The 22,703-nt window shown below is 66.7% G+C and carries 10 protein-coding genes, 1 pseudogene and 1 riboswitch; of the genes and pseudogenes, 7 read left to right on the forward strand and 4 right to left on the reverse strand.

Features of this window, described 5'->3' with window-relative positions:
• Positions 1–13: 13 nt before the first annotated feature.
• The 3 genes from ISP25_RS13115 (at position 14) to btuB (ending at position 4,619) form a co-directional block, all read left to right on the forward strand.
• The gene (locus ISP25_RS13115; RefSeq protein ID WP_404614463.1) at positions 14–1,045 is read left to right on the forward strand and encodes an SIS domain-containing protein; all 1,032 of its coding nucleotides are present in this window, start codon (positions 14–16) and stop codon (positions 1,043–1,045) included.
• Between the two features lie 117 nt (positions 1,046–1,162).
• The gene (nagA, locus tag ISP25_RS13120) at positions 1,163–2,302 is read left to right on the forward strand and encodes an N-acetylglucosamine-6-phosphate deacetylase (RefSeq protein WP_404614465.1); all 1,140 of its coding nucleotides are present in this window, start codon (positions 1,163–1,165) and stop codon (positions 2,300–2,302) included.
• Between the two features lie 54 nt (positions 2,303–2,356).
• Positions 2,357–2,580, forward strand: a riboswitch (cobalamin riboswitch).
• Positions 2,581–2,708: 128 nt separating this feature from the next.
• Positions 2,709–4,619 (forward strand): TonB-dependent vitamin B12 receptor, encoded by a 1,911-nt coding sequence (gene btuB / locus ISP25_RS13125; protein WP_404614467.1) that lies wholly within the window; start codon positions 2,709–2,711, stop codon positions 4,617–4,619.
• 120 nt (positions 4,620–4,739) lie between these two features.
• Here the strand turns inward: btuB and ISP25_RS13130 are convergent, their stop codons facing one another.
• From ISP25_RS13130 to ISP25_RS13140, 3 genes are all read right to left on the reverse strand, one after another.
• Positions 4,740–6,245: a GGDEF domain-containing protein gene (locus ISP25_RS13130; protein WP_404614469.1), complete on the reverse strand. Its 1,506-nt coding sequence runs from the start codon at positions 6,243–6,245 to the stop codon at positions 4,740–4,742.
• A gap of 112 nt (positions 6,246–6,357) precedes the next feature.
• Positions 6,358–7,407: a LacI family DNA-binding transcriptional regulator gene (locus ISP25_RS13135; protein ID WP_192156043.1), complete on the reverse strand. Its 1,050-nt coding sequence runs from the start codon at positions 7,405–7,407 to the stop codon at positions 6,358–6,360.
• Positions 7,408–7,507: 100 nt separating this feature from the next.
• Complete coding sequence (locus ISP25_RS13140) at positions 7,508–8,791, reverse strand: sugar MFS transporter (RefSeq protein ID WP_404614471.1); 1,284 nt, start codon at positions 8,789–8,791, stop codon at positions 7,508–7,510.
• Positions 8,792–9,276: 485 nt separating this feature from the next.
• Between ISP25_RS13140 and glk the strand changes: the two genes are divergently transcribed.
• The 3 genes from glk (at position 9,277) to ISP25_RS13155 (ending at position 15,938) form a co-directional block, all read left to right on the forward strand.
• The gene (glk, locus tag ISP25_RS13145) at positions 9,277–10,377 is read left to right on the forward strand and encodes a glucokinase (RefSeq protein WP_404614473.1); all 1,101 of its coding nucleotides are present in this window, start codon (positions 9,277–9,279) and stop codon (positions 10,375–10,377) included.
• Between the two features lie 80 nt (positions 10,378–10,457).
• Positions 10,458–13,403, forward strand: coding sequence for a TonB-dependent receptor (locus ISP25_RS13150; protein WP_404614475.1), 2,946 nt, complete (start codon positions 10,458–10,460; stop codon positions 13,401–13,403).
• Between the two features lie 213 nt (positions 13,404–13,616).
• Positions 13,617–15,938, forward strand: a complete 2,322-nt coding sequence (locus ISP25_RS13155) for a beta-N-acetylhexosaminidase (RefSeq protein WP_404614477.1) — start codon at positions 13,617–13,619, stop codon at positions 15,936–15,938.
• Between the two features lie 110 nt (positions 15,939–16,048).
• Here ISP25_RS13155 and ISP25_RS13160 read toward each other — a convergent pair.
• Positions 16,049–20,527, reverse strand: a pseudogene (locus ISP25_RS13160) (DEAD/DEAH box helicase); the annotation flags it as partial.
• A 164-nt stretch (positions 20,528–20,691) separates the two neighbouring features.
• On the opposite strand from ISP25_RS13160, the gene ISP25_RS13165 reads away from it, so the two are divergent.
• Positions 20,692–22,701 carry a S1 family peptidase gene (locus ISP25_RS13165; protein WP_404614479.1) on the forward strand — a complete coding sequence of 670 codons (2,010 nt, stop codon included), beginning with the start codon at positions 20,692–20,694 and terminating at the stop codon, positions 22,699–22,701.
• Positions 22,702–22,703 lie beyond the last annotated feature (2 nt).

Below are 22,703 nucleotides of genomic sequence, written 5' to 3' on the forward strand. Positions count from 1 at the left end.
ACGCGAGATGCCCATGCAAGCCAGCGACACCCTGATGTTCCGCGAGGCGCACGAATCCGCCGACGTGGTAGCGCGCCAGTTCGCCGCCAACGAGCGCGTGGTGACGGAGCTGGCCGATGCGCTGCGCGCGCAGCCGCCACGCTTCATCGTCACCTGCGCGCGCGGCAGCTCCGACCATGCCGCTGCCTACGCCAAATACGTGTTCGAAACCCAGCTCGGCATCGTCACCGCCTCGGCTTCGCCGTCGGTGACCTCGGTGTACGCGGCGCCGCAGCAATGGGAAGGCGCGCTGTTCATCGCCATCTCGCAGTCCGGCAAGAGCCCCGACCTGGTACGCAATGCGCAAGCCGCCAAGGCGGCCGGAGCGCGCGTGGTGGCGATGGTCAACGTGGAGGATTCGCCGCTGGCACAGGTGGCCGACACGGTGATCCCGCTGCACGCCGGTCCCGAGCGCAGCGTGGCCGCCACCAAGAGCTACGTGGCCGCCCTGGCCGCGATCCTGCACCTGTGCGCGCGCTGGCATGGCGACGCCAAGCTGATCGCTGCGCTGGAAGCGCTGCCCGATGCCTTGCGCAAGAGCTGGGATGCGGACTGGTCGGCGTTGACCGACGGCCTGGTCGATGCGCACAACCTGTTCGTGGTCGGCCGCGGCTTCGGTTTCGCCGTCGCGCTGGAGGCGGCGCTGAAGTTCAAGGAAACCTGCGGCCTGCACGCGGAAGCCTTCAGCGCGGCGGAGGTGAAGCACGGTCCGATGGCGCTGGTCGGCCCGCACTTCCCGGTGCTCTGCTTCGCGCAGGACGACGGCACGCTGGAAAGCACGCTGGCCGTGGCGGACGAGTTCCGCGGTCGCGGCGCACAGGTACTGGTGGCCGCACCAGGCCTGAGCGGCGAAGGCTTCCTGCCGCTCGCCTCCGGCCTTCCGGCTATCTGCACGCCGCTGCTCACCATCCAGAGTTTCTACCGTGCCACCAGCGCGCTGGCGCTGCGCCGCGGCTTCAACCCCGACGTGCCGCCGCACCTCAACAAGGTCACCGAAACCGTCTGATTTCCTCGTGGTAGGAGCGCACACAGTGCGCGATTGTTTTTGCTTTGATCGAAGTGCAAGGCAATCGCGCACAGAGTGCGCTCCTGCACCGTTCGCTTCCAACGGGATGCCCTCGCCATGACCATCGCCCTCACGAATGCCCGCGTCCTCACCGTCCACGGCTGGCGCGACGACCTCGCCGTGCTGGTCGACGGCGAACGCATCGTCGGGCTGCTGCCGCACGACCATGCCGCCGTGCACGCCGCACGAGTGCAGGATCTCGACGGCGCATTGCTGGTGCCGGGCTTCGTCGACACGCAGGTGAACGGCGGTGGCGGCGCGTTGTTCAATGCCGAACCCACGGTGGAAGCCATCCGCACCATCGGCGTCGCGCACCGCAAGTTCGGCACCACCGGTTTCCTGCCCACGCTCATCAGCGACAGCCTGGATACCATGCGCGCGGCGCTGGCCGCGGTGGACAAGGCCTTCGACGAAGGCGTGCCGGGACTGCTCGGCGTGCATCTGGAAGGCCCCTATCTCGCGCCCGAACGCAAGGGCGTGCATGATCCCAAGTGGTTCCACGCGCCGGGCGAGGAAGAGGTGTCCATGCTGTGCGCGCCGCATCGCGGCGTGCGGCTGGTGACGCTGGCGCCCGAGCGGGTGCCGCACGACGTGATCGCGCGGCTCGCCGCCGCCGGCGTGATCGTCAACGCCGGCCACACCGCCGCCGACCATGCCACCACCCGCGCCGCGCTGGCTGCTGGCGTACGTGGCTTCACACATCTGTTCAACGCGATGACGCCGTTCGGCAGCCGCGAGCCCGGCGTGGTGGGCGCGGCGCTAGACGACCCCGACAACTGGTGCGGCCTGATCGTGGACGGCCACCACGTACATCCGACCAGCCTGCGCGCGGCCATCGCGGCACGACCGCGCGGCAAGATGCTGCTGGTCACCGATGCCATGCCGCCGGTGGGCGCGGACGATCCCAGCTACGTGCTCAACGGCGAAACCATCGTCATGAAGGACGGCATCTGCCAGACCGCGAACGGCGTGCTGGCTGGCTCCGCCCTGGATATGGCCGGCGCCGTGCGCAATACCGTGGAAATGCTCGGCCTGCCGCTGGACGAGGCGGTGCGCATGGCCAGCACCTATCCTGCCGACTTCCTCGGCCTTGGCGCCAGCCACGGCCGCATCGCGGTGGGTTATCGCGCCGACCTCGTTGCGATGGACGACAGCTGCAACGTCCGCCGCAGCTGGATCGCCGGCCAATCCTCGTAAGCCCATCGGCGCGAGGCATGGCCGGCATCCGGCCGTCCAAAGCCCGCGACCTGCTAGACTGCGCGGCGTCCAGGTGTCCCGACGGCATTCGCCGGAGGGATGAAACGGGAAGCCGGTGCGCGGTGTCATACCGCAAGGCCGGCGCTGCCCCCGCAACGGTAAGCGAGCAAACCCGCGGCCAACGCCACTGTGTCCGACGACATGGGAAGGCGCCGCGCATGACGGCGATAGCGCCGTCGCTCGCCAGCCCGGAGACCGGCCCGGACATGACTGCTGGCTCGCGGTGGGCGAGGCCGAACAGGCATGTCCGGCCCTGCCGTGCCTGCCTGCCTTCGTCCCGACCTCCGTTTCCGGCCCATTGATTGAACGCAACGCCGTGCGCGGGCGCGCGGCCGAGGAACGAGACGTGAAAAAGACCCTGCTGGCCGCAGCGCTGCTGTGCTGCTTCTCCACTGCTTACGCCGCCGACCAGGACAACGCCAGCGCGTTGAATCCGGTGATCGTCACCGCCACGCGCACGGCGGTCACTGTCGACGACACGCTGTCGTCGGTCACCGTGATCACCCGCGCCGACATCGAGCGCCTGCAGCCGGTGTCGGTGCTGGACCTGCTCACCGGCCTGCCGGGCGTGAACACCACCCAGAGCGGCGGCCTCGGCCAGACCAGTTCGCTTTTCATGCGCGGCACCAACTCCACGCACACGCTGGTACTGATCGACGGCGTGCGCATCGGCTCGGTCACCGCCGGCTTCGCCTCGCTGGAGCAGATCCCGGTGGAGCAGATCGAGCGTATCGAGATCGTGCGCGGCCCGCGCTCCAGCCTGTACGGCGCCGACGCCATCGGCGGCGTGATCCAGATCTTCACCCGCCATGGCTCCGCCAACGGCGGCGTCACTCCGTCGCTGAGCATGACCGCGGGCAGCCATGGCCTGTTCGGCAGCCAGGCCGGCCTGTCCGGCGGCGACCAGCATGCCTGGTACAACCTCAACCTGGGCGGCGAATACACCAGCGGATTCCCGGGCTGCAAGATGGGTGCGGCCGAGGCGATGGCCGGCTGCTTCGTGGACGATTCCCGCGACGACGCCTACCGCAACTGGAACGGCTCGGCCAACGCCGGCTATCGCTGGGACAACGGCACCGAGCTGGCCTTCACCTGGCTGCGCAGCAAGAACGACGTGGACTACGCCGGCAGCCCGTACGGCGGCAACGACGCGGTCAACGAGCAGCGCGTGGCCGGCGTGCGCCTGAGCTTCTCGCCGATGGAAGCGTGGGGAGTCACGTTGAACGCGGGCCAGAGCAAGGATCTCTCCACCACCTATTACCAGGGCTCGTACTACGGCGCGTACTACCCGCTGGCGCAGACGGGCTACTTCAACTCGCAGCGCAACCAGTTCTCGTGGCAGAACGACATCGAGCTCACTTCGAACCAGCTGCTGACGGTGGGTGTCGACTACCAGCAGGAACACCTGGACAGCAGCACCGGCTACCTGGCCGACAGCCGCGACGACACCGGCACCTATGCGCAGTACCAGGGCACGTTCGGCAGCAACGAAGTGCAGCTCTCTGTGCGCCACGACCACAACCAGCAGTACGGTGACCACGACACCGGAGCGGCATCCTGGGGCTACCACTTCGACCACGGTCTGCGCGTGTACGCCAGTTACGGCACGGCCTTCCACGCACCGACCTTCAACGACCTGTACTACCCGCCGTACTACGGCATCCCGTCGGCCAACCCGGACCTGAAGCCGGAGAAGTCGCGCAGCGCCGAAGTGGGCGTGACCCAGCAGCTGGGTATATGGAACTGGGGCGTAAGCGCCTACCAGACCAGGATCGACGACCTGATCCTGCTCGACCCCAACCAGAACTACGTGCCGTTCAACGTCAGCAAGGCACGCATCCGCGGCCTGGAAGGCCAGCTTGGCGCGGATATCGACGGCTGGCAGGTGCAGGGCTACCTCACCCTGCAACAGCCGAAGGATGTGGGCGACGTTACCGCGGATGCCAACAGCGGCAACCTGTTGCCGCGTCGCCCCGAGCGCATGGCGCGCGTCGACATCGACCGCCGCTTCGGCGCATTCGGGATCGGTACCACCTGGTATGCCGCGGGCTACAGCTACGACGATGCGGCCAATACGCATCGCCTCGGCGGCTACAGCACGCTGGCGCTGCGCGCGAGCTGGCACTTCACGCAGGACTGGCAGGTCGAGGCCAAGCTGGCCAACGCCTTCGACCGCGACTACGAGACCGTGTACTACTTCAACCAGCCCGGCCGCACCTGGTACCTGACCTTGCGCTATAGCCCGGCTGCGCGCTGAGGAGGCGGTTTTCTCTCCCCGGTCGGAAGCTGCCTGATCGGTGTTTTCTCTGCCCGTCATCCCGACCTGCGCCGGGATGACGAGCAAAATCCGAGCGTCTTCAGCTTGCGGACCGGTGCGTCAAAGCCCCGTATCGCTCGCATCCCACTGGTTGCGGCCACGGCCTTTGGCGCGGTAGAGATTGCGATCCGCGCGTTCCATCAGGCTCTCGGCCTGCACATCGGTTGCATTGCGGGCCGACACGCCGATGCTGACGGTCACGCGGCCGTCGATGCCCGTGGCGTAGGGCAGGTTGGCGGTATGGATGCGCTCGAGGATGCGGCACGCCACCACCTCGGCGCCCGCAAGTTGCGTTCCAGGGAGCAGGATGACGAACTCCTCACCGCCATAGCGTCCGCAGAAATCCGCGGGCCGATGCAGCGTGCCGGCGATCAGTCGCGCCACGGTACGCAGGCAATGGTCGCCCGCCTGGTGTCCGTAGAGGTCGTTGTAGTCCTTGAACCGGTCGATATCGATCATCAGCAGGCTCATGCCGTCCGGCACGCGCGCCGAAGCCGCCCACTCGCGGACGAAGGCATGGTCGAACGCGCGGCGGTTGGGCAGGTCGGTGACGGCGTCGGTGTAGGACAGCCGCTCCAGCGCCCGCGTCATGCCCTGCAATCGATCCTGCGCCTGCACGTAGTGGTATTGCACATGCACGGTGCGCAGGATGTAGGCCACCATCGCCAGCCCCACGATCAGCAGCACCTGGCCGGTGCGCCTGCCGTCGATGCTCAGACCCACCGCGAAGATCGCCAGCAGGAACAGGATCGGACTCACGCCCAGCGCTATGCGCTGCAGCACCCCGCTGCCGGAGGCAGCCGCCTCTGACGGGGCATTGCGCCAGTGGTGCAGCATCAGCGCCAGCGCGATGAACGGCACCGGCGGCAAGACATCGCCGAGGATGCTCATGAAGCTCACGCCCACGCTTTCCATGTCGGCATGGTTGTGGATGCCGATGCACACGACGTAGCCGACCAGATACACGCTGGTAATGCGGAAGAAGCGCCGCGAGGCCACCGAACTCGCGGTCAGCCAGCGAGCCACGTGCGCCACCGCCAGGAAGACGTTCACGGCGTCCAGCGCGTGCCTCACGTACCACAGGCTGGTCGGGCTGAGGCTGCCGTGCGCGTCCAGCACATCCACGATGCTCACCCAGTACAGCAGACCCAGCAGCACCAGCAGCGAGGCATCCAGCATCTTCTGCCAGCGGGACGAATACGGGTCGCCGAAAGCCACCGCGACATACAGCAACGGGACGCCGTAGCCGACGAACAGCAGATACGTGTAGTTCGTCATGTCCACCAGCGAATGCAGCAGGTCGATCTGCACCAGCAGCGTCGCCACCCCCAGCGTCCACAAGCCGAGGCTGATGGCCAGGGCGAGGATCAGCGTACGCGGATAGCTGGAGCGGAATACCAGCCGCACACACCAGATCGTCGTGGCGAGGGCGATGACGAACTGCAGGTGATACGACCAGTGGTCCACCTGCAGCGGCGCGATCATCAGGCCGCAAGCCAGCAACGCCGGCAGGGAGACCAGCGTCAGGGCATAACGCAGCCCGGTTTGCCCGTGCGATGCAGTCATGATGGTCGAAGCGCCGCTTCCCCCGGAGACGTTTGCGGACCGTATCGGCGCGTCTTGCGCGTGGCAAGACCCGCCTGTCTACAGGGCACCTGCCGCGGCTGTCTGACTGGGATCAGCGCTTAGCCGGCGTTCCGCGCAAGGGAGCCGTGGAACCACGCACCACCAGTTCCGGGCTGAATCCCTCGTTGCCTTCCTCCAGCGGCTCGCCGTTGGCTTCGCGCTGCAGGTTGCCGATCAGCCGCTGTGCGGCGTGATGGGCGATTTCCTCGGTGGCCTGGCGCGCGGTGGTGAGCGCGGGCCAGGATTGCTTGGAGAATGGGCTGTCCTCGAAGCCGGCGATGGAAAGCTCCCACGGCACGCTGATGCCGCCAGAGTGCGCGGCGGCGAGCACGCCGGCGGCGATCTCGTCGTTGGAGCCGAAGATCGCGGTGGGGCGATCCTTCAGCGCCAGCAGCTTGCGCGCGCCACGGAAGCCGTCGTCGAAGGAGTAGTCGCCGGGCAGGATCAGCTTGCGATCCAGCGCGATGCCGTAGTCCTTCAGCGCGTCCTCGTAGCCCTGGTAGCGCTCGGGACTGGAACGGTGGTCGCGGCCGCCCCACAGGAACCCGATGCGCGTATGGCCAAGCTGGATCAGGTGTTCGGTGATCGCGTAAGCCGCGTCGCGGTCGTCCACGTACACGCAGGGATAGCCGTCCTGCGGATCCTTGCGTGCGGAGATGATGCGCATGAACGGGATCTTCGCCGCCGTGAGTCTGCGGATCAGTTCCGGCTTCTCCGACATCGGCGGCGCCAGCACCATGCCGGCCAGCCGTGCCTGCGCGGCCAGCGACACCAGTTCGTCGGCCAATCGGGGGGACGTGGAATCGCAGGGATGGATCTGCAGGCCGTAGCCGTTGGCGCGGCAAGCCGCCAGCACGCCGCTCTGCATGCTGATGACGTAGTGCGCATTGGGGTTGTCGTACACCAGGCCCACCGCATAGGCGCGCGTGCTGCGCAGGCTGCGCGCGGAAGGGTCGGGCCGGTAATCCAGCGCTTCGATCGCCCGCTGCACTTTCTCCCGCGTGCGCGCGTGCACCGAGGGTTCGTTGTTGATGACGCGCGAGACGGTCTTGAGCGAAACGCCCGCCTGTTCGGCTACATCCTTGATGGTGGCGTTGCGCAACCGTGGGTCCTCAGTGCAGGGAAACATCGCGAGGCACGGCCATGAAGCCGTGCCGACGTGCGGCAAAGTCTAGCTGACGGTGACGCAACCGCATGCGTCCTCAGCCTGCCTGCTGGCCTACGTGATGGCCGCGCAAGCCGTAGTACAGGATGTACAGGTAGCACGGCACGATCACGATCACGAAGGCCAGCTGGAAGTCGATGACCTGCTTCAGGTGCACGAAGGCCTGCGGCAGCAGCGCGCCACCCACGATGCCCATGATGAGCAGCGCCGAGCCGAGCTCCGTGTGGCTGCCCAGTCCCTTGATCGCCAGCGGGAAGATCGCCGGCCACATCATTGCGTTGGCAAAACCCAGTGCGGCGACGAAGGCCACCGACGCATAGCCATGCGTGACGTACGCGCCCAGCGCAAACAGCACGCCAAGCACCGCCGACACCGCGAGGTAGCGTTGCTGCGAAACCACGCGCGGGATCAGCGCCGAACCCACCAGGTAACCCACCAGCATCGCCACCATCGTGTAGGTGGTGAAGTGCGAAGTTACCTGCAGCGGCAGGCCGAACCCCTGGCCATAGGTGTTGATGGCATCGCCCGCCATCACTTCCACCCCCACGTACAGGAACAGGCACAGCACACCGAGCCACAGGTGCGGGAAGCTGAAGATGCCGCCCTTGGCGTGGCCCACCGAGCTTACGCTGTTGGCGCCAGCCGGCTTGATCTCCGGCAAGGTGGAAAAAATGATCACCACCGCGATCACCACCAGCAGACCAGCCACGGCCATGTAGGGCCAGAACACGCGCGCCGCGAAATCGTTGAGCAGGGCTTCACGTTCCGGCCCGGTGGGCATCGCGGTGACCTTTTCGAGGAAGGCGTCGATGCCTTTCATCACCAGCACGCCGAACGCCAGCGGTGCTATCGCGCCGGCGATCTTGTTGCAGATGCCCATGATGCCGATGCGCTGCGCCGCGCTTTCGATCGGTCCGAGGATGCTGATGTAGGGGTTCGACGCAGTCTGCAGCAGCGACAGGCCCGCACCGATCACGAACAGGCCGGCCAGCGCACCCGGATATACGCGGATGCGCACGAATGCGCCGAACAGCGCTGCGCCGATGGCCATCACGAACAGGCCAAGCACCATGCCGCGCTTCATGCCGGTGCGCTTGAGCACCGCGCCCGCGGGCAACGCGAGCACGAAGTAGGAAAGATAGAACGCGAACGGCACCAGGAAGGCGTTGATGTCGTCAAGGGTGAAAGCCACCTTCACGAAGGAGATCAGCGGCCCGTTGAGCCAGGTGAAGAAGCCCATGATGAAGAACAGCACGCCGATGATGATCATCGGCCCGATGTAGGAATGTCCGGACGGCGCGGCCGCCTGCGTGCTTGCCATGAAATCTCTCCCCGAGGAATGGCGTAGACGCCCGTGAGCATAACGGTACGTGCGGCGCCAGAACGCTCTTTATTGGCTGCAAAGTACAACGTTGTCAACCGGTAGACACCTCAACCCCACCCGGATCAGGCGGCGAACCTATCGCGAGAGGGTGCTCGCAGCGAAGAGCTCTTCGCTTCGTCCAGGACACAGAGCGTTCGAGCGCAGGAAGCGCAGCTGCTCCGTGCTTTTCGTTTCCCCGGCTGCAGGACAACAAGGGTCGAAACGTCAAAATCCGGCACTCCGGAAAATTTAAATCGATCCAATGTCTTAGACCCTGCCAACGGTCATGTTGCATGGCCATGCACCCCGTGATGAAAATTTCGGGACATCCACTTGACAACGTTGTCATGACGATTCCAGACTCCGCCGCACTTGCCTTCCGACGGCCTCGCGCTCAGCGCGTGCCGCGCCGGTTGGCCGCAGCGGACAAGGGGGGAATCCACGTGGGAGAGTTCGCCAGCCAGCGCCATGTCGCCCAGCCGGTGCCGCGATCGTCGGCGCCGGATGGCGTGCATGACCGCAGCGAGCCGTTCCTCGCCGCGGATGTCGGCGGCACCCACGCGCGCATCGGCCTGATGGTCGGCACGCCCGCCGAGCGGCATCCGGTTAGCGTGCTGCATTACCACCGCTACCACTGTGCCGACTGGGCCGACCTCGGCAGCGTGCTGCGCGATTTCATGGCGCAATTGCCGGCTGCCGGCTATGCCGAACTGGCAGCGCGCGTGCGCCGCTGCGTGGTGGCCAGCGCCGGCGTAGTGCTGGACGACAGCATCGTCAACGAGAACCTGCCCTGGCCGGTGTCCATCGGTGCGCTGCGCGAGCTGCTCAAGCTGGCACAGTTGGAAGTCATCAACGATTTCGAGGCGGTCGCCTGGGCCACGCAATTCCTGGGCATGGACGAAACGCTGCCGGTGATCGACACCGCCACGTCTGCGCCGCACGGCCCGGTGCTGGTGATGGGGCCGGGCACGGGGCTGGGTTCGGCCGTGCTGCTGCCGCGCGCTGCCGGCCATGCGCAGGTGCTCCCCACCGAAGCGGGCCAGATTGCGCTGGCGCCCGGCAACGAGCGCGAAGTCGAGATCCTGCGCGTGCTGGCACGTGGCCGCGCCTACGTCTCCTGCGAGGACGTGCTCTCCGGCCCTGGCCTGCTCAACCTCTACCACGCGCTGTGCGAGCTGCGCGGCTGTCCGGTGTCGCTGATGACGCCGGCCGAAATCACCGGCGCGGCGCTGGCCGGCCACGATGCCGCCGCGCTGGAAACGCTGCAGGTGTTCTGCGGCCTGCTCGGCAGCTTCACCGGCGACCTTGCGATGCTGTACGGCGCCAGCGGCGGCGTGTTCCTCGCCGGCGGCATCCTGCCGCAGATCCATGGCTTCCTGCGCGCCAGCAGTTTCGCCGAGCGCTATTTCAACAAGGGCGTGATGCGCGCCTGGCTGCAGAAAGTTCCTGTTCGACTGATTGAGCACGGCCAGCTTGGTGTCATCGGCGCCGCCGGCTGGTTTCTGGAGGAACGGCAGGGAGAACGAACCATGCCGCCGCTCTAGCGAGACGGCGCCGAATACCGCACCACGCAAGCCAACAACCACGGTTACATCAACCGATCCAACCTCTGAGGGGAGGCCCCATGAACCATCGCAAGACACTGCTCGCCGCGAGCATCGTCGCCGGCCTGTGCCTGTCCGTCGGCGCGTATGCGCAGGACAGCACCCAAAACACGAACACCGGCTCAACCGGCTCCACCGCGAATGCCGGCAAGCCGGACAAGGTGAAGCAGCTCTCCACCGTCACCGTCACCGGCATCCGCAACAGCGAGGCCCTGTCGCTCGACACCAAGCAGGCCGCCGACTCGCACGTCGAGGTGGTTTCCGCCACCGACATCGGCAAGCTGCCGGCCAAGAACGTGGCCGACACCATCGCCCAGTTGCCCGGCGTGAACATCTCCGACGCAGCGGGTGCCGAAGGCGGCTTCGACGAAGCCGACCGCGCCAGTCTGCGCGGCAGCGCGCCTTCGCTCACCCTGACCACGGTGGACGGCCACAACATCGGCTCGGGCGACTGGTTCATCACCGGCGGTGGCGGTACGCGCAGCGTCAGCTACGCCATGTTGCCGTCGGAAATCGTCAGCCAGGTGGTGGTGCACAAGACCTCCGAGGCCAGCCTGCTCGAAGGCGGCGCCGCCGGCACCATCGACATCATCACGCGCAAGCCGCTGGAGTTCTCCAAGCCGTTCACCGCCGAAGCCAGCGTAGGCGGCGTGTATTCCAGCCTGCCAAGCAGCACCAAGCCGCAGTTCAACGGCCTGGTCAACTGGAAGAACGACGACAGCAGCTTCGGCGTGCTGGCTCAGGTCTTCTACGAGGATCGCGAACTGCAGCGCGACGGCCAGGAAATGCTGGGCTACTCGTACATCCCCACCGGTTCGGCGGCTGCCAAGCAGCTCGGCCTGCCCAACAATGCCTCGGGCAGCACGGGCGTGTTCTACCCCAACCTGCCGGGTTCGGCGCTGTTCACTCAGGAGCGCAAGCGCAAGGGCGCTTCGATCGACCTCGAGTGGAAGCCGGTGGACAACCTGACCATCAACCTCGATGGGTTCTATTCCCACCTGAACGCGACCGACTACAACCGCAATTACATGCTGCGCCTGCGTGATCGCGTGCCGACCAGCACGCTGTCCAACTATACGATCGACGGCAATGTCCTCAGCAGCGCAACGCTGGCGGGTGCGCCGGGCCTGTCGCAGGGCATCTACGACATGATCTCGCGTCCGGACGAAAGCGAGTCCAGCCAGTACGTCACCCTCGATGCCGCCTGGCAGGCCACGCAGAACCTGAACTTCAAGTTCCAGCTCGGCACCACCAAGGGCACGGGCAACACGCCGGTGCAAGACATCATGGAGATGGACACCGGCTACGGCGCGTCCTCCAGCTATTCGATGAACGGCCTGAGCTCGCCGATGGGCGTGTCGCTGGGTGGCAACAACGGCACCTACAACCCGGCTACCGTGGGACTGGACTGGATCTTCGGCGACCAGGGCATCCATGTCGTGGACAAGGAGAATTGGTTCCAGGCTGACGGCGAGTTCGATTTCGACGATGCCGGCGCGCTGTCCTCGCTGCAGTTCGGCGTCCGCGATTCGCGCCACACGCATAACAGCCTGTTCGCGATCAGCCAGGGGCCCAACTGGGCTTCGGCCATCAACTTCACCCCGAACTCCACCCTGTGGCCGGCCAGCACCCAGAGCTATACCAACCCCTTGTCCAGCGGCCTCGGCAGCGTCTGGTACTGGACGCCCTCGCAGCTGGCCCAGTTGGACTCTACCTACGCTGATCGCGCCAGCTACGGTCCGGCCTCGCGCTTCTATCCGAACGACATCTACCAGATGACGGAGACGAACAAGGCCGCCTACTTCCAGGTCAACTTCGCCGGCACCAATTGGAGCGGCAACGCTGGCGTGCGCATGGTGGGCACGGACGAGAACATCGGCTACACCGCGGGTTCGGCGCAGCAGGCCGACGTCATCGGGCCGTACTGCAATTCGCCGTGGTATCCGTGCGACGCCACCACCGGCACGGGCGGCTGGTACTGGAACTTCTACAAGGCCCACTACACCAAGGCGCTGCCCAGCTTCAACTTGAAGTACAACCTCAACAGCGATGGCAGCCTGATCGCACGTTTCGCCGCCTCGCAGACGCTGACCCGCCAGGATTACGGCCAATTGGCCGGCTTCCTGACGCTGAGCGATCCGGAGAAGGCGGGTTCCATGGGTGCGGGCCTCGGCCCGAATCCCGAGCTGAAGCCGCTGATCTCCACCAACTTCGACGCTTCGCTGGAGTGGTACTTCGCGCCGCGTGGTCTGTTGTCGGCCAGCGTGTACCAGATGGATCTCAACAACTACTACGACTACGGCACGGTCACCCGCACGTACCTCAACAGCTACCTGACTTTCAACAAGACGAACAACCCCAGCGGCGCGCCGATCTTCAGCCAGTACCTGATCAGCCAGCCGGTGAACGTCGACGGCACGCTGAAGGGCGTGGAGTTGAACTGGGTGCAGCCGATCGGCGATCACTATGGCACGCAGGTCAGCTACACCTATGCCAACGGTCATTCCTCGGGCGGCACCTACCTGTACAACGCGGACGGTACCTTCGCGAACAACGTGGCCGCGGGCAGCCGCCCGCTGTACGGCACCTCGCGCGACACCGTCAACCTGTCGGCGTTCTATGAAGACAAGCAGTGGAACGCGCGCATCAACTACACGTACCGCTCCTCGTTCTACGACGGCATGATGCCGGTGCAGGCGGGCACGCTGTCCAATGCGGTCACGGGCCAGTCGAACACCATGCCGCTGCTGCCGTACTACCAGGCCGGCACGGGTTACCTGTCGTTCTCGCTGGGCTACACGCTCAACGACAACGTGAGCTTCTCGTTCGACGCGATGAACCTCAACAACCCGAAGCTGCGCTACTACGACTATGGCTACCAGGCCGGCCTGGGCTTCGGCAAGGTGCCCGAGGCGTTCTACCAGAACGGTCGCCAGTACTACCTGACGGCGAACTTCAAGTTCTGATCCACCGCTTTACCGCGACATTCGGCGGGCCACGGACGGCCCGCACTCTCCCCGAACGGGCCCGGCTTCATTTTGCGGGCCCGTCTTTTTGCCACCACATATCCATGCCGTCGCCCTTCGGGCCATCGCCGGCGCAATGCCATGTCGCTCCCGGAACACTTTGTCCGGTCCGATCCCGCGATGGCATGCTGGGCCACCCCACAGGAGATGCCGATGAATCGTCGAACCTGGCTGCAACGCGCCTGCCTGCTGTCCGCGCTGGCTGTGTTGCCCTTGCATGCGACGCTTGCTGACGATGCGGCAACGCCCTCCCTGATTCCGCTGCCGGCGCAACTCTCCTTGCAGCGCGGCAGCTTTGCCGTGGATGCCGGTACGCCTGTCGTGCTCGCCAGCCATGACGCCGCAACCAGACAGACCGCGGGCTACCTGATCGACCTCGTGGCGCGCACGCGCGGCCTGCAGCTGCGCATCGCCGGCGACGACAAGGCTGCGCACGCCATCGTGCTGCTGCGCGATCCGCAGGCGCCGGTGGTGCAGGCGGAAGGTTATGCGCTCGACGTCACGGCACAAGGCATCCGCCTCACGGCGCGCGACGATGCCGGCCTGTTCCATGGTGCGATCACACTCGCCCAGTTGCTGGCACCCGACGCGAAGCAAGGCACGGTGGACGTACCCACGCTTTCCATCCGCGATTGGCCACGCTTCGCCTGGCGCGGCCTGATGCTGGACTCCGGCCGCCACTTCCAGAGCGTGCCCGAGGTCGAGAAGCTGATCGACCAGATGGCCCAGCTCAAGCTCGACGTACTGCACTGGCACCTCACCGACGATCAGGGCTGGCGCATCGAGATCAAGCGCTATCCCGAACTCACCCGCATCGGCGCATGGCGCACGCCGCCCGACGCCGGCAAGGACGGCGAGCCGCAACGCTACGGCGGCTTCTATACGCAAGACCAGATCCGCGCCGTGGTGGCCTATGCCGCCGCGCGCCACGTCACCATCGTCCCCGAGATCGACATGCCCGGCCATGCACAGGCGGCGGTGGCGTCGTATCCGAAAATCGGCGTGACCGGCCAGCGCCCGCAGGTGTCCGTCGACTGGGGCGTGAACCCCTGGCTGTACAACGTCGACGACGACACCTTCACCTTCATCGACAACGTGCTCGACGAGGTGATGGCGCTGTTCCCCTCGCAATACATTCACGTGGGCGGCGACGAGGCGATCAAGAACCAGTGGAAGTCCTCGCCTGCGGTGCAGGCGAAAATGCGCCAGCTCGGCATCACCGATGAGGACGCCTTGCAGGGTTGGTTCATCGGGCGCATCGGCCAGTACCTCGAAAAGCACCACCGCAAGCTGATCGGCTGGGACGAGATCCTCGAAGGCGACAACGTGCCCACCGACGCCGCGGTGATGTCGTGGCGCGGCATCGATGGGGCGATCAAGGCCTCGTTGCTCGGCCACGACGTGGTGATGTCGCCGTCGCCCGACCTGTACTTCGATCACGTGCAGGGCGACCTGCCGGACGAATACGCCGGCCGCCTCGGCGTGGAATCGCTGAAGGACGTCTACGCCTTCCAGGCCGTACCCGACGTGCTGGGCCCGGCCCAGGCAAAGCACGTGCTGGGCGTGCAGGCCAACGTCTGGACCGAGCACCTGCCGACCATGGAGCTGGTGGAACACACCACTTTCCCGCGGCTGGATGCGCTGGCCGAAGTGGCATGGTCACCGGTCGCCACGAACGACTGGCATCGTTTCCTTGAGCGCCTCCCGGCAGAGCTCGGGCGCCAGCGCGAGCAGCACGTCGCCGTCGCCGACAGCTCCTTCGCCGTGGACATCGCCACCGACCGCAACGTGGCGCTGGCTACCGGCAAGGCCACGGTGACGCTGTCGGACCAGGCCGGCTTCGGTGCGATCCATTACACGCTGGACAGCAGCGAGCCCACGCCAGCTTCGCCGCTCTACCGCACGCCGTTCAACGTGACGCTGCCGGCTATCGTCCGCGCCAGCAGCTTCGCCACCGATGGCAGCGCACTCGCCATGGCACGCACGCGCACGCTGGACCGTGCCGCCCTGCTCAGCCTGTCCGGCACCGAGCTGGCCAACTGCGCCGGCAGCGACTTCCGCCTGCGCCTGCAGCCCACGCCGGACGCCACCAGTACACAGCCGGTGTACGCGGTGAACATCTTCGACAATTGCCAGATGTTCCCCGCCACGCTGATGGACGGCGTCACCGCCATCCACGTGGATGCGGTGCGCCTGGTGCGCAACTACGCCCTGGCCGGCGATGCGAAGCTGGTGGTGGAGCGTCCGCACGACACGCTTTTCGGCGAACTGGTGGTGCATGCCGACAGCTGCGACGGCGCAGTGCTCGCCCGCATGCCGCTGCCCGACCCCGCGCACAGCCCCAGCAAGTTCAAGCTGGATGCGAAACTGGCTGCCCCAAGCGGTGCGCACAGCCTGTGCATGGCGTATGCCACGCCGGTCGACGGGCCGCTGTATGGCGTGGGACATGTGTCGCTGGAAACCGGCACGCCTTGATACCTTCCGCCTCCCAGGCACGTGGGGAGCCCCATAGCAGACAACAAAATGCTTCGCGTACGAACCGCCTCCTGCCAGCAGCAGCAGGCGTTCTATTTTCTGCGCAATTGCAATGCCTGCCGCGCCGTTTGCGTTTCGGCAGCGGAGAGTTCGACGAGCGGCACGAACTTGCCCGAGATGTGTGCGGCGAGCGGCACGCCATCGCGATAAAGCACGCGCGAGCCAGGCACGGCAGGCACCTTGTCGCCGGCCAGCACGCTGCCGACCAGATTCAGCGGGTCGCAACCGCCCACCACGGCCAGCTCGCCATCTTCCGCGCGTTGGCGAATGGCCCGCAGCGGCGCGATCGCTTCGGGCAGCGCGAACTGTTCGCCCACCAGACCTTCCACGAAACGGCCGCCGCGAATCTCGCCGCGTGCTTCCAGCCGCCGGTACACGCGCAACAGCTCGCGCCACGAAGGCAGCCATGGCGCCTCGCGCTCAAGAAGTTGCCAGAACACCACGCCGTAGCGGCTGAGCAGAGTCCGGGCCACATGCTCGACGGTCTCGTCGGCAAGGATGTCGGTGACCCCGGATCTCTCGTCGCCAGGGGCCGCAGCGTCGATGCTCCCGTCCTTGCCTGCAGCGGAAGAACGGGGCGGCATGCTGCGCAGCAGCGACCAGCGCCCGGCATCCTCGATGCCGCCAAACACGTGCCGCCGCAAGCGCCGATGCCGCGGCGCCTCGCGCTTGGCCGCGGGCAGCAGCAGGGCACGCAGGCCCGCGAAGCTGTCCGCACTGATGCGGCCGGCGGCGACCAGTTCGCCCAGCGCATCCTCCAGCTCGGTGCGCAGCAGATGAGCGATGGATTGCAGCTCATCGAAGAACAGCGCGCCGTGCTGTTGCAGCGCGTCGGCCACCGCCTGGGCGCGCGAGGACAGCAGGCTTTGCTGTGGCGAGGCTTCCCGCGCGACGGACGTCCAGACGGCCATTTGCCTGCGCGGCAACAACACGATGGGTGTGGCGCGTACCGGGCCGCTGCCGCCGCCCGAGCGCAGGCGGCTCCACCCCGTGCGGCCGGAACGGCACAGCTCGTCCAGCCAGGCGGCCGAGTAATCGGCGATGCGCGCGGGCAGGATCTCCGTCTCCCACGCGCCGGCCGCCGCCTCGTAGCCTTCGAGTTGCGCCAGCACAGCCGGCAGCGCATCCGGGCCGCGCAGTTGCGTGGCTGGACTGGCGTGCTGCCAGTCCAGCAGGAAGCGCAGCAGCTGGCGGCGGCTCACCGGCTCGATCTCGCGCCGCAGCCGGCCCAGCGTGTAGCGGTGGATGCGCGCCAGCAGATGGCGCTCGCACCACTCCGTTGTCCCGACGGCGGAATCGAAACGGCCCTGGATCACGTAACCCTCGCCCTGCAGGCGCAGCAACGCGGCTTCCACGTCGGCAGGCGACACGCCCAATGGCGTGGCCAAGGTTTCGACGGTGACCGGCCCGAGGCCGAGCAGCCGGCCACGAACCAGTTCGCGCAGTGCGTCTTCGCGCGTCCAGCTTTGCGCGGCGTATTCGGTGGGCGCGGCAATGACGGGTTGCAGTGGGACTGCCGGATGCACCGCCTGCCACAGCGGGAGTTTTTCGGCGGTGACCCAGACGCCTTGAGGCGCGATGGCAAGTCGCGTGGCGCGCTGGTTGCGTGCCAGCGCATGCAGCCGGTCGCTCCAACCTTCGTTCGCCGTGGCCTCGTGCACTGTGATGCCACCCAGCGCATCCAATGCCTCGTGCATTTCGTCGGTGCTGCGCACTTCGGGCCACGCCTCGGCGCGCACGGCGGCAATGGCGTCGGGGTCGAGTCGGCCGAGATCCCCGGCGTTCACGGGCTCGCCTTGCCGCACGGCGCGGGTGCGGCGCTCTTCCAGCGGCGCATCGTCGAGGAAGGCGTAAGGTGCCGCGTTGAGCACCGCTCCAGCGAGCGGGCTGGGCGCTGCCAGGTCGCGCGCCACGAGGCGGATGTCGCCGCTTTCCAGTTGCCGCAGCAAGCGCAGCAGGCCATCCACGTCCATCGCCTCGCGCAGGCAGTCGTGCAGGGTCTGCGCCACCAGCGGGTGATCGGGAATCTGGCGCTCGCCGACGATGTTTTCGAGACAGGCCACCTGATCGGGGAACACCGCGGCGAGCAGGTCCTCGCTGCGCATGCGCTGCAATTGCGGCGGCACTTTCTTGCCGCCGGCGAAGCGCGGCAGCGCCAGCGCGGTCACGGCGTTCCAGCGCCAGCGTGCGGGAAACAGTGGCGCGTCGAGCAAGGCCTGGACCAGCACATGCTCGGCGCTGTTCGAGTGCAGGTAGCGCGCCACCTCTTCCAGCGGAAAGCTGTGACTGGTGGAGAGCGAAAGCACGATGGCGTCTTCGGTCGCCGCAGCCTGCAACTCGAAATTGAACTGGCGGCAGAAGCGCTTGCGCAGGGCCAGGCCCCATGCGCGGTTGATGCGGCTGCCGAACGGCGCGTGGATCACCAGCTGCGTGCCGCCGGACTCGTCGAAGAAGCGCTCGAACACCAGGGTCGATTGCGTGGGCAGCACACCCAGCGCAGCCTTGGCCGAGGCGAAGTAATCGACCAGCTGCTGCGCGGCGGCTTCGCCCAGGCCCGGTTCGGCGCGCAGCCATGCCAGCGCCTGCTGCTGGCCACCCTCGTCGAGTTGCGCCTCCAATTCCTCGCGCAGACGCGATACCGCAAACGAGAGTTCATCCGTGCGTCCCGGCGCTTCGCCCAGCCAGAACGGGATGCTGGGTGGCACGCCGTGGGCGTCTTCCACGCGCAGGCGGTCGCGTTCCACGCGCAGGATGCGGTAGCTGGTGTTGCCAAGCTGGAAGATGTCGCCGGCCAGGCTTTCGACCGCGAAATCCTCGTGCACCGAGCCAACCACGGCGCCTTGTGGTTCCAGCACCACGAGGTAGTCGGCGGTGTCCGGGATCGCGCCGCCGGAGGTGAGCGCGACCAGCCGTGCGCCGCGCCGCGCGCGCACCTGGCGATGCACGGCATCGCGATGCAGGTAGGCGGCCCGTGCGCCGCGGCGGGTGGTGAAGCCTTCCGCCAGCATGCGTATCACCGCATCGAAGTCCGCACGTGCCAGGGCGCGGTAGGGATAGGCGCCACGCACCAGCGCGTACAACGCATCTTCATCCCATTCGCGGCAGGCCACTTCGGCCACGAGTTGCTGCGCCAGCACGTCCAGCGGTTGCGGTGGCTGCACCAGGGCGTCGAGCTCGCCCCGGCGTACGGCGTCGAGCAGGGCGGCGCATTCCACCAGGTCATCGCGCGTGGTGGGGAACAGGCGCGCCTTCGGCGTACCGCCGACATGATGGCCGGAACGGCCCGCGCGCTGCAGGAAGGCGGCGATGGATCGCGGCGAACCAAGCTGGCAGACCAGGTCCACGTCGCCGATGTCGATGCCCAGCTCCAGCGAGGCCGTCGCGACCAGCACCGACAACTCGCCGCGCTTCAGCCGCTGCTCTGCATCGAGGCGCTGTTCCTTGGCGAGGCTGCCGTGATGCGCGGCGACCGCCTCCTTGCCCAACCGTTCGGAGAGATGCCGCGCCGCGCGCTCGGCCAGCCGCCGCGTATTGACGAACACCAAGGTGGTGCGATGCGCCTGCACCAATTGGGCGAGGCGGTTGTAGACCAGCTCCCACGCATCGTTGGACATCACCGCTTCCAGCGGCAGAGGCGGGAGTTCCAGGGCCAGGTCGCGCTTCCGCACGTGGCCCGTGTCGATGATGGTACAGCGCGGCTTTTCCTTCTCCCCGACGGGGAGAAGGTGGCCCGAAGGGCTGGATGAGGGGCGGGTGCTTGCGGCAGCCTTCCCAAGAGCCGGCCCTGATAAAGGTCGAGGCGAGAGTGCTCCCTCACCCCAACCCTCTCCCCAAAGGGGAGAGGGAGCGATTGCAGCGCCGACCAGGAACCGCGCCACTTCCTCGATCGGTTTCTGCGTCGCCGACAGGCCGATGCGCTGCAGGCGCCGCTGGCACAGCGACTCCAGCCGTTCCAGCGTGAGTGCCAGGTGCGCGCCGCGCTTGCTGCCGGCGACGGCATGGATCTCGTCCACAATCACGCTGCGCGTGCTTTTCAGCATTTCGCGGCCGGAAGCCGAGCCAAGCAGGATGTACAGCGATTCCGGCGTGGTGACGAGGATGTGCGGGGGGGTCTTGCGCATCCAGGCGCGCTCGGCCTGCGGCGTGTCGCCGGTGCGTACAGCCGTGCGGATGGCCACTTCGGGCAGGGCCTGCTTTTCCAACTCGGCACGGATGCCTTCCAGCGGCTCTTCCAGGTTGACGTGGATATCGTTGGACAGCGCCTTCAGCGGAGACACATAGACCACCCGCGTCTCGTCCGGCAACGCGCCCCCGTTCGCCACACCCTCGCGCACCAGTGCGTCGAGTGCAGCGAGGAAGGCGGTGAGCGTCTTGCCCGAGCCGGTGGGCGCGGCTACCAGCACGTGGCCGCCGTCGCGGATCCTCGGCCACGCCTGCGCCTGTGCCGAAGTGGGCGCGTCGAAGCGGCCCTCGAACCACGCGGCGACGGCGGGGTGGAATCCATTCAACGGCGAAGCATCCGCATGCATGCAAGCTGGGCGTGAGGCGGTGGGAACGCCCGATTCTACGCCCACCGCGCTGCCCGCAAATCGCCATGCACGACGGTGCGCCGGCATGCCAAGATGCGCATCGCTGCCGCCCGCGAGGATGCCGAGGGGAGTCCGCAGGCCGCGCGATCATGCGAAGGAAACGTATGCGTACCTGGTGCGAATGGACGATCCGCCTTCTCGGCCGGATCGGCATGCTGATGCTGCTCTCGGGGATCGGCGCAACGACGGTGCAGGCAGCGAGCCTCGATGCCGCGTTGCTGCCGAAGATCCAGGCCGCCACCTTCGAGGTGGTGCAGGCCAAGCCGGTCAATGATCCGCTGACCTACGAGAAACCGCTGCCGCTGGATCTGCTGCCCTACCAGGAGCGCACCGACAAGTACTACTCCATCGGCACCGCCTTCGCGATCGGCCATGGCCGCTACGTCACGGCGGGCCACGTGCTGATGGTCGGCATGAACAGCCTGTGGGGACCGCCCGAGCTGCGCGACGGTGCCGGCCATGTCTACCCGATCGCCAAGATCGAGAAGTTTTCGCTGCGCCAGGATTTCGTGGTGTTCACGCTGGCGCAGCAACCGGCGGGCGACGCGGCGCTGGAGATCGACCGCACGCCTGCACTCAATCAGGTTGTCTACGCGGTAGGCAACGCGCTGGGCACCGGCGTGGTGATACGCGACGGCCTGTACACCTCCGACACTCCGGAAGAACAGGACGGAGCGTGGAAGTGGATGCGTTTCTCCGCCGCCGCCTCGCCCGGCAACAGCGGCGGTCCGCTGCTGGACCAGGACGGCAAGGTCATCGGCGTGGTGCTGATGAAGTCGGCCAACGAGAACCTCAACTACGCGCTGCCGATCCGCGACGTGCAGGACGCGCCGGATGGCAAGGCTGTGATCGACACGCGCACCGGCTACCAGATCGACCTGTTCGACACGGTACAGAACGACGAATTCAAGACGCAGTTTGCGTTGCCCGAGAGCCTTGGCGATTTCTACCGCGACTACCAGACGCGCTTCGATGCGAACGAGGACAAACAGCAGAAGGCACTGCTGGATCGCGAATCCGCCAATCTGTTCCCGAACGGTGCCGGCTCGGCGCGCCTGCTGCACGAGCAGACGACATTCAGCGGGTTCCCCTCGTTGATCGTGCGTGGCAGTGACGGCCAGTGGGGCCGCACGGACACCCAGTCGCGCTACTTCGAGTTGGACAGCAAAGGCTATGTACGCGTCGGTGGAGCCGGGCACAACGGCCTGGTCCACATACGCCGTCCCGACGGACTCGACGCGGCAAAGTTCTACGGCGATGCGAAGACGCGCATGGATCTGCTGGCGCGTGCCGGCTTGTTCCAGCGCTCGGTGGGTAGCGAGAAGATCAAGATCACCTCGCTGGGCAAGCCGACACTCGAAGCAACTCATGTCGACCGCTGGCAGCGCCCGTGGCGCATCGCTGTCTGGCCGCTGCCCTACGCCAACACTCTCGTGGCGACCTATACGCTGCCGACGCCGAACGGTTGCGTGATGCTGGTGCGCTTCGTGCCGCCCGCTGGCTTGCACGACACGCGTCTGGACTTCGACGAACTCAGCAGTTTCGTATACCTCACCTACGAGGGCACGCTGGCGCAGTGGAAGGATTTCCTCGGCAATCCGGCGCTGCAGCCGGCAGCCTTCCGCAACATCCACATCGACTATGGTTATGGTCAGCGCTTCAGCTATGCCTCGCAGCGGGTGGCGTTCTCCTACCCTTCCTCGTTGCAATCGATCGGGCCGGACAACCTGCTGTGGCTGGGCCTCCGCTTCTTCACCGACGGCAAGGCACCGACGTGGGACGTGGGCGACGTGGAGGTTTGGAAGGACACCGCTTCCGATGACCACGACCGCGTCAACGTCCAGCGCTTCATCGCGCCGCCGGACGGGTTGGACGACGACATGACCAGCCGCTGGAAGAAATTGTCGGAACGCCAGTATCCCTACAATGCGGTGGCGAGCTCCCAGGACGACCTGATGAAGATCGTCACCGTGATAGCCCCGACGGCTGCCGACAAGCAGCCGCCCACGGTGCTGTACAGCGCTCTCTACGGTACGGCGGGCACGCAATCCCAGGACTTCATGAAGGGCAAGCTCGATCTGCTCACGAAGGACCTGCAAGTGACGGAACACTGAGC

The sequence above is a fragment of the Rhodanobacter hydrolyticus genome (assembly GCF_044904645.1).

Excerpts from the sequence above, each read along its gene's own strand:
- ISP25_RS13115 (WP_404614463.1), top strand. The coding sequence starts at position 14 with ATGCAAGCCAGCGACACCCTGATGTTCCGCGAGGCGCACGAATCCGCC.
- nagA (WP_404614465.1), top strand. The coding sequence starts at position 1,163 with ATGACCATCGCCCTCACGAATGCCCGCGTCCTCACCGTCCACGGCTGG.
- ISP25_RS13130 (WP_404614469.1), bottom strand. The coding sequence starts at position 6,245 with ATGACTGCATCGCACGGGCAAACCGGGCTGCGTTATGCCCTGACGCTG.
- ISP25_RS13140 (WP_404614471.1), bottom strand. The coding sequence starts at position 8,791 with ATGGCAAGCACGCAGGCGGCCGCGCCGTCCGGACATTCCTACATCGGG.
- ISP25_RS13150 (WP_404614475.1), top strand. The coding sequence starts at position 10,458 with ATGAACCATCGCAAGACACTGCTCGCCGCGAGCATCGTCGCCGGCCTG.
- ISP25_RS13155 (WP_404614477.1), top strand. The coding sequence starts at position 13,617 with ATGAATCGTCGAACCTGGCTGCAACGCGCCTGCCTGCTGTCCGCGCTG.
- ISP25_RS13165 (WP_404614479.1), top strand. The coding sequence starts at position 20,692 with ATGCGTACCTGGTGCGAATGGACGATCCGCCTTCTCGGCCGGATCGGC.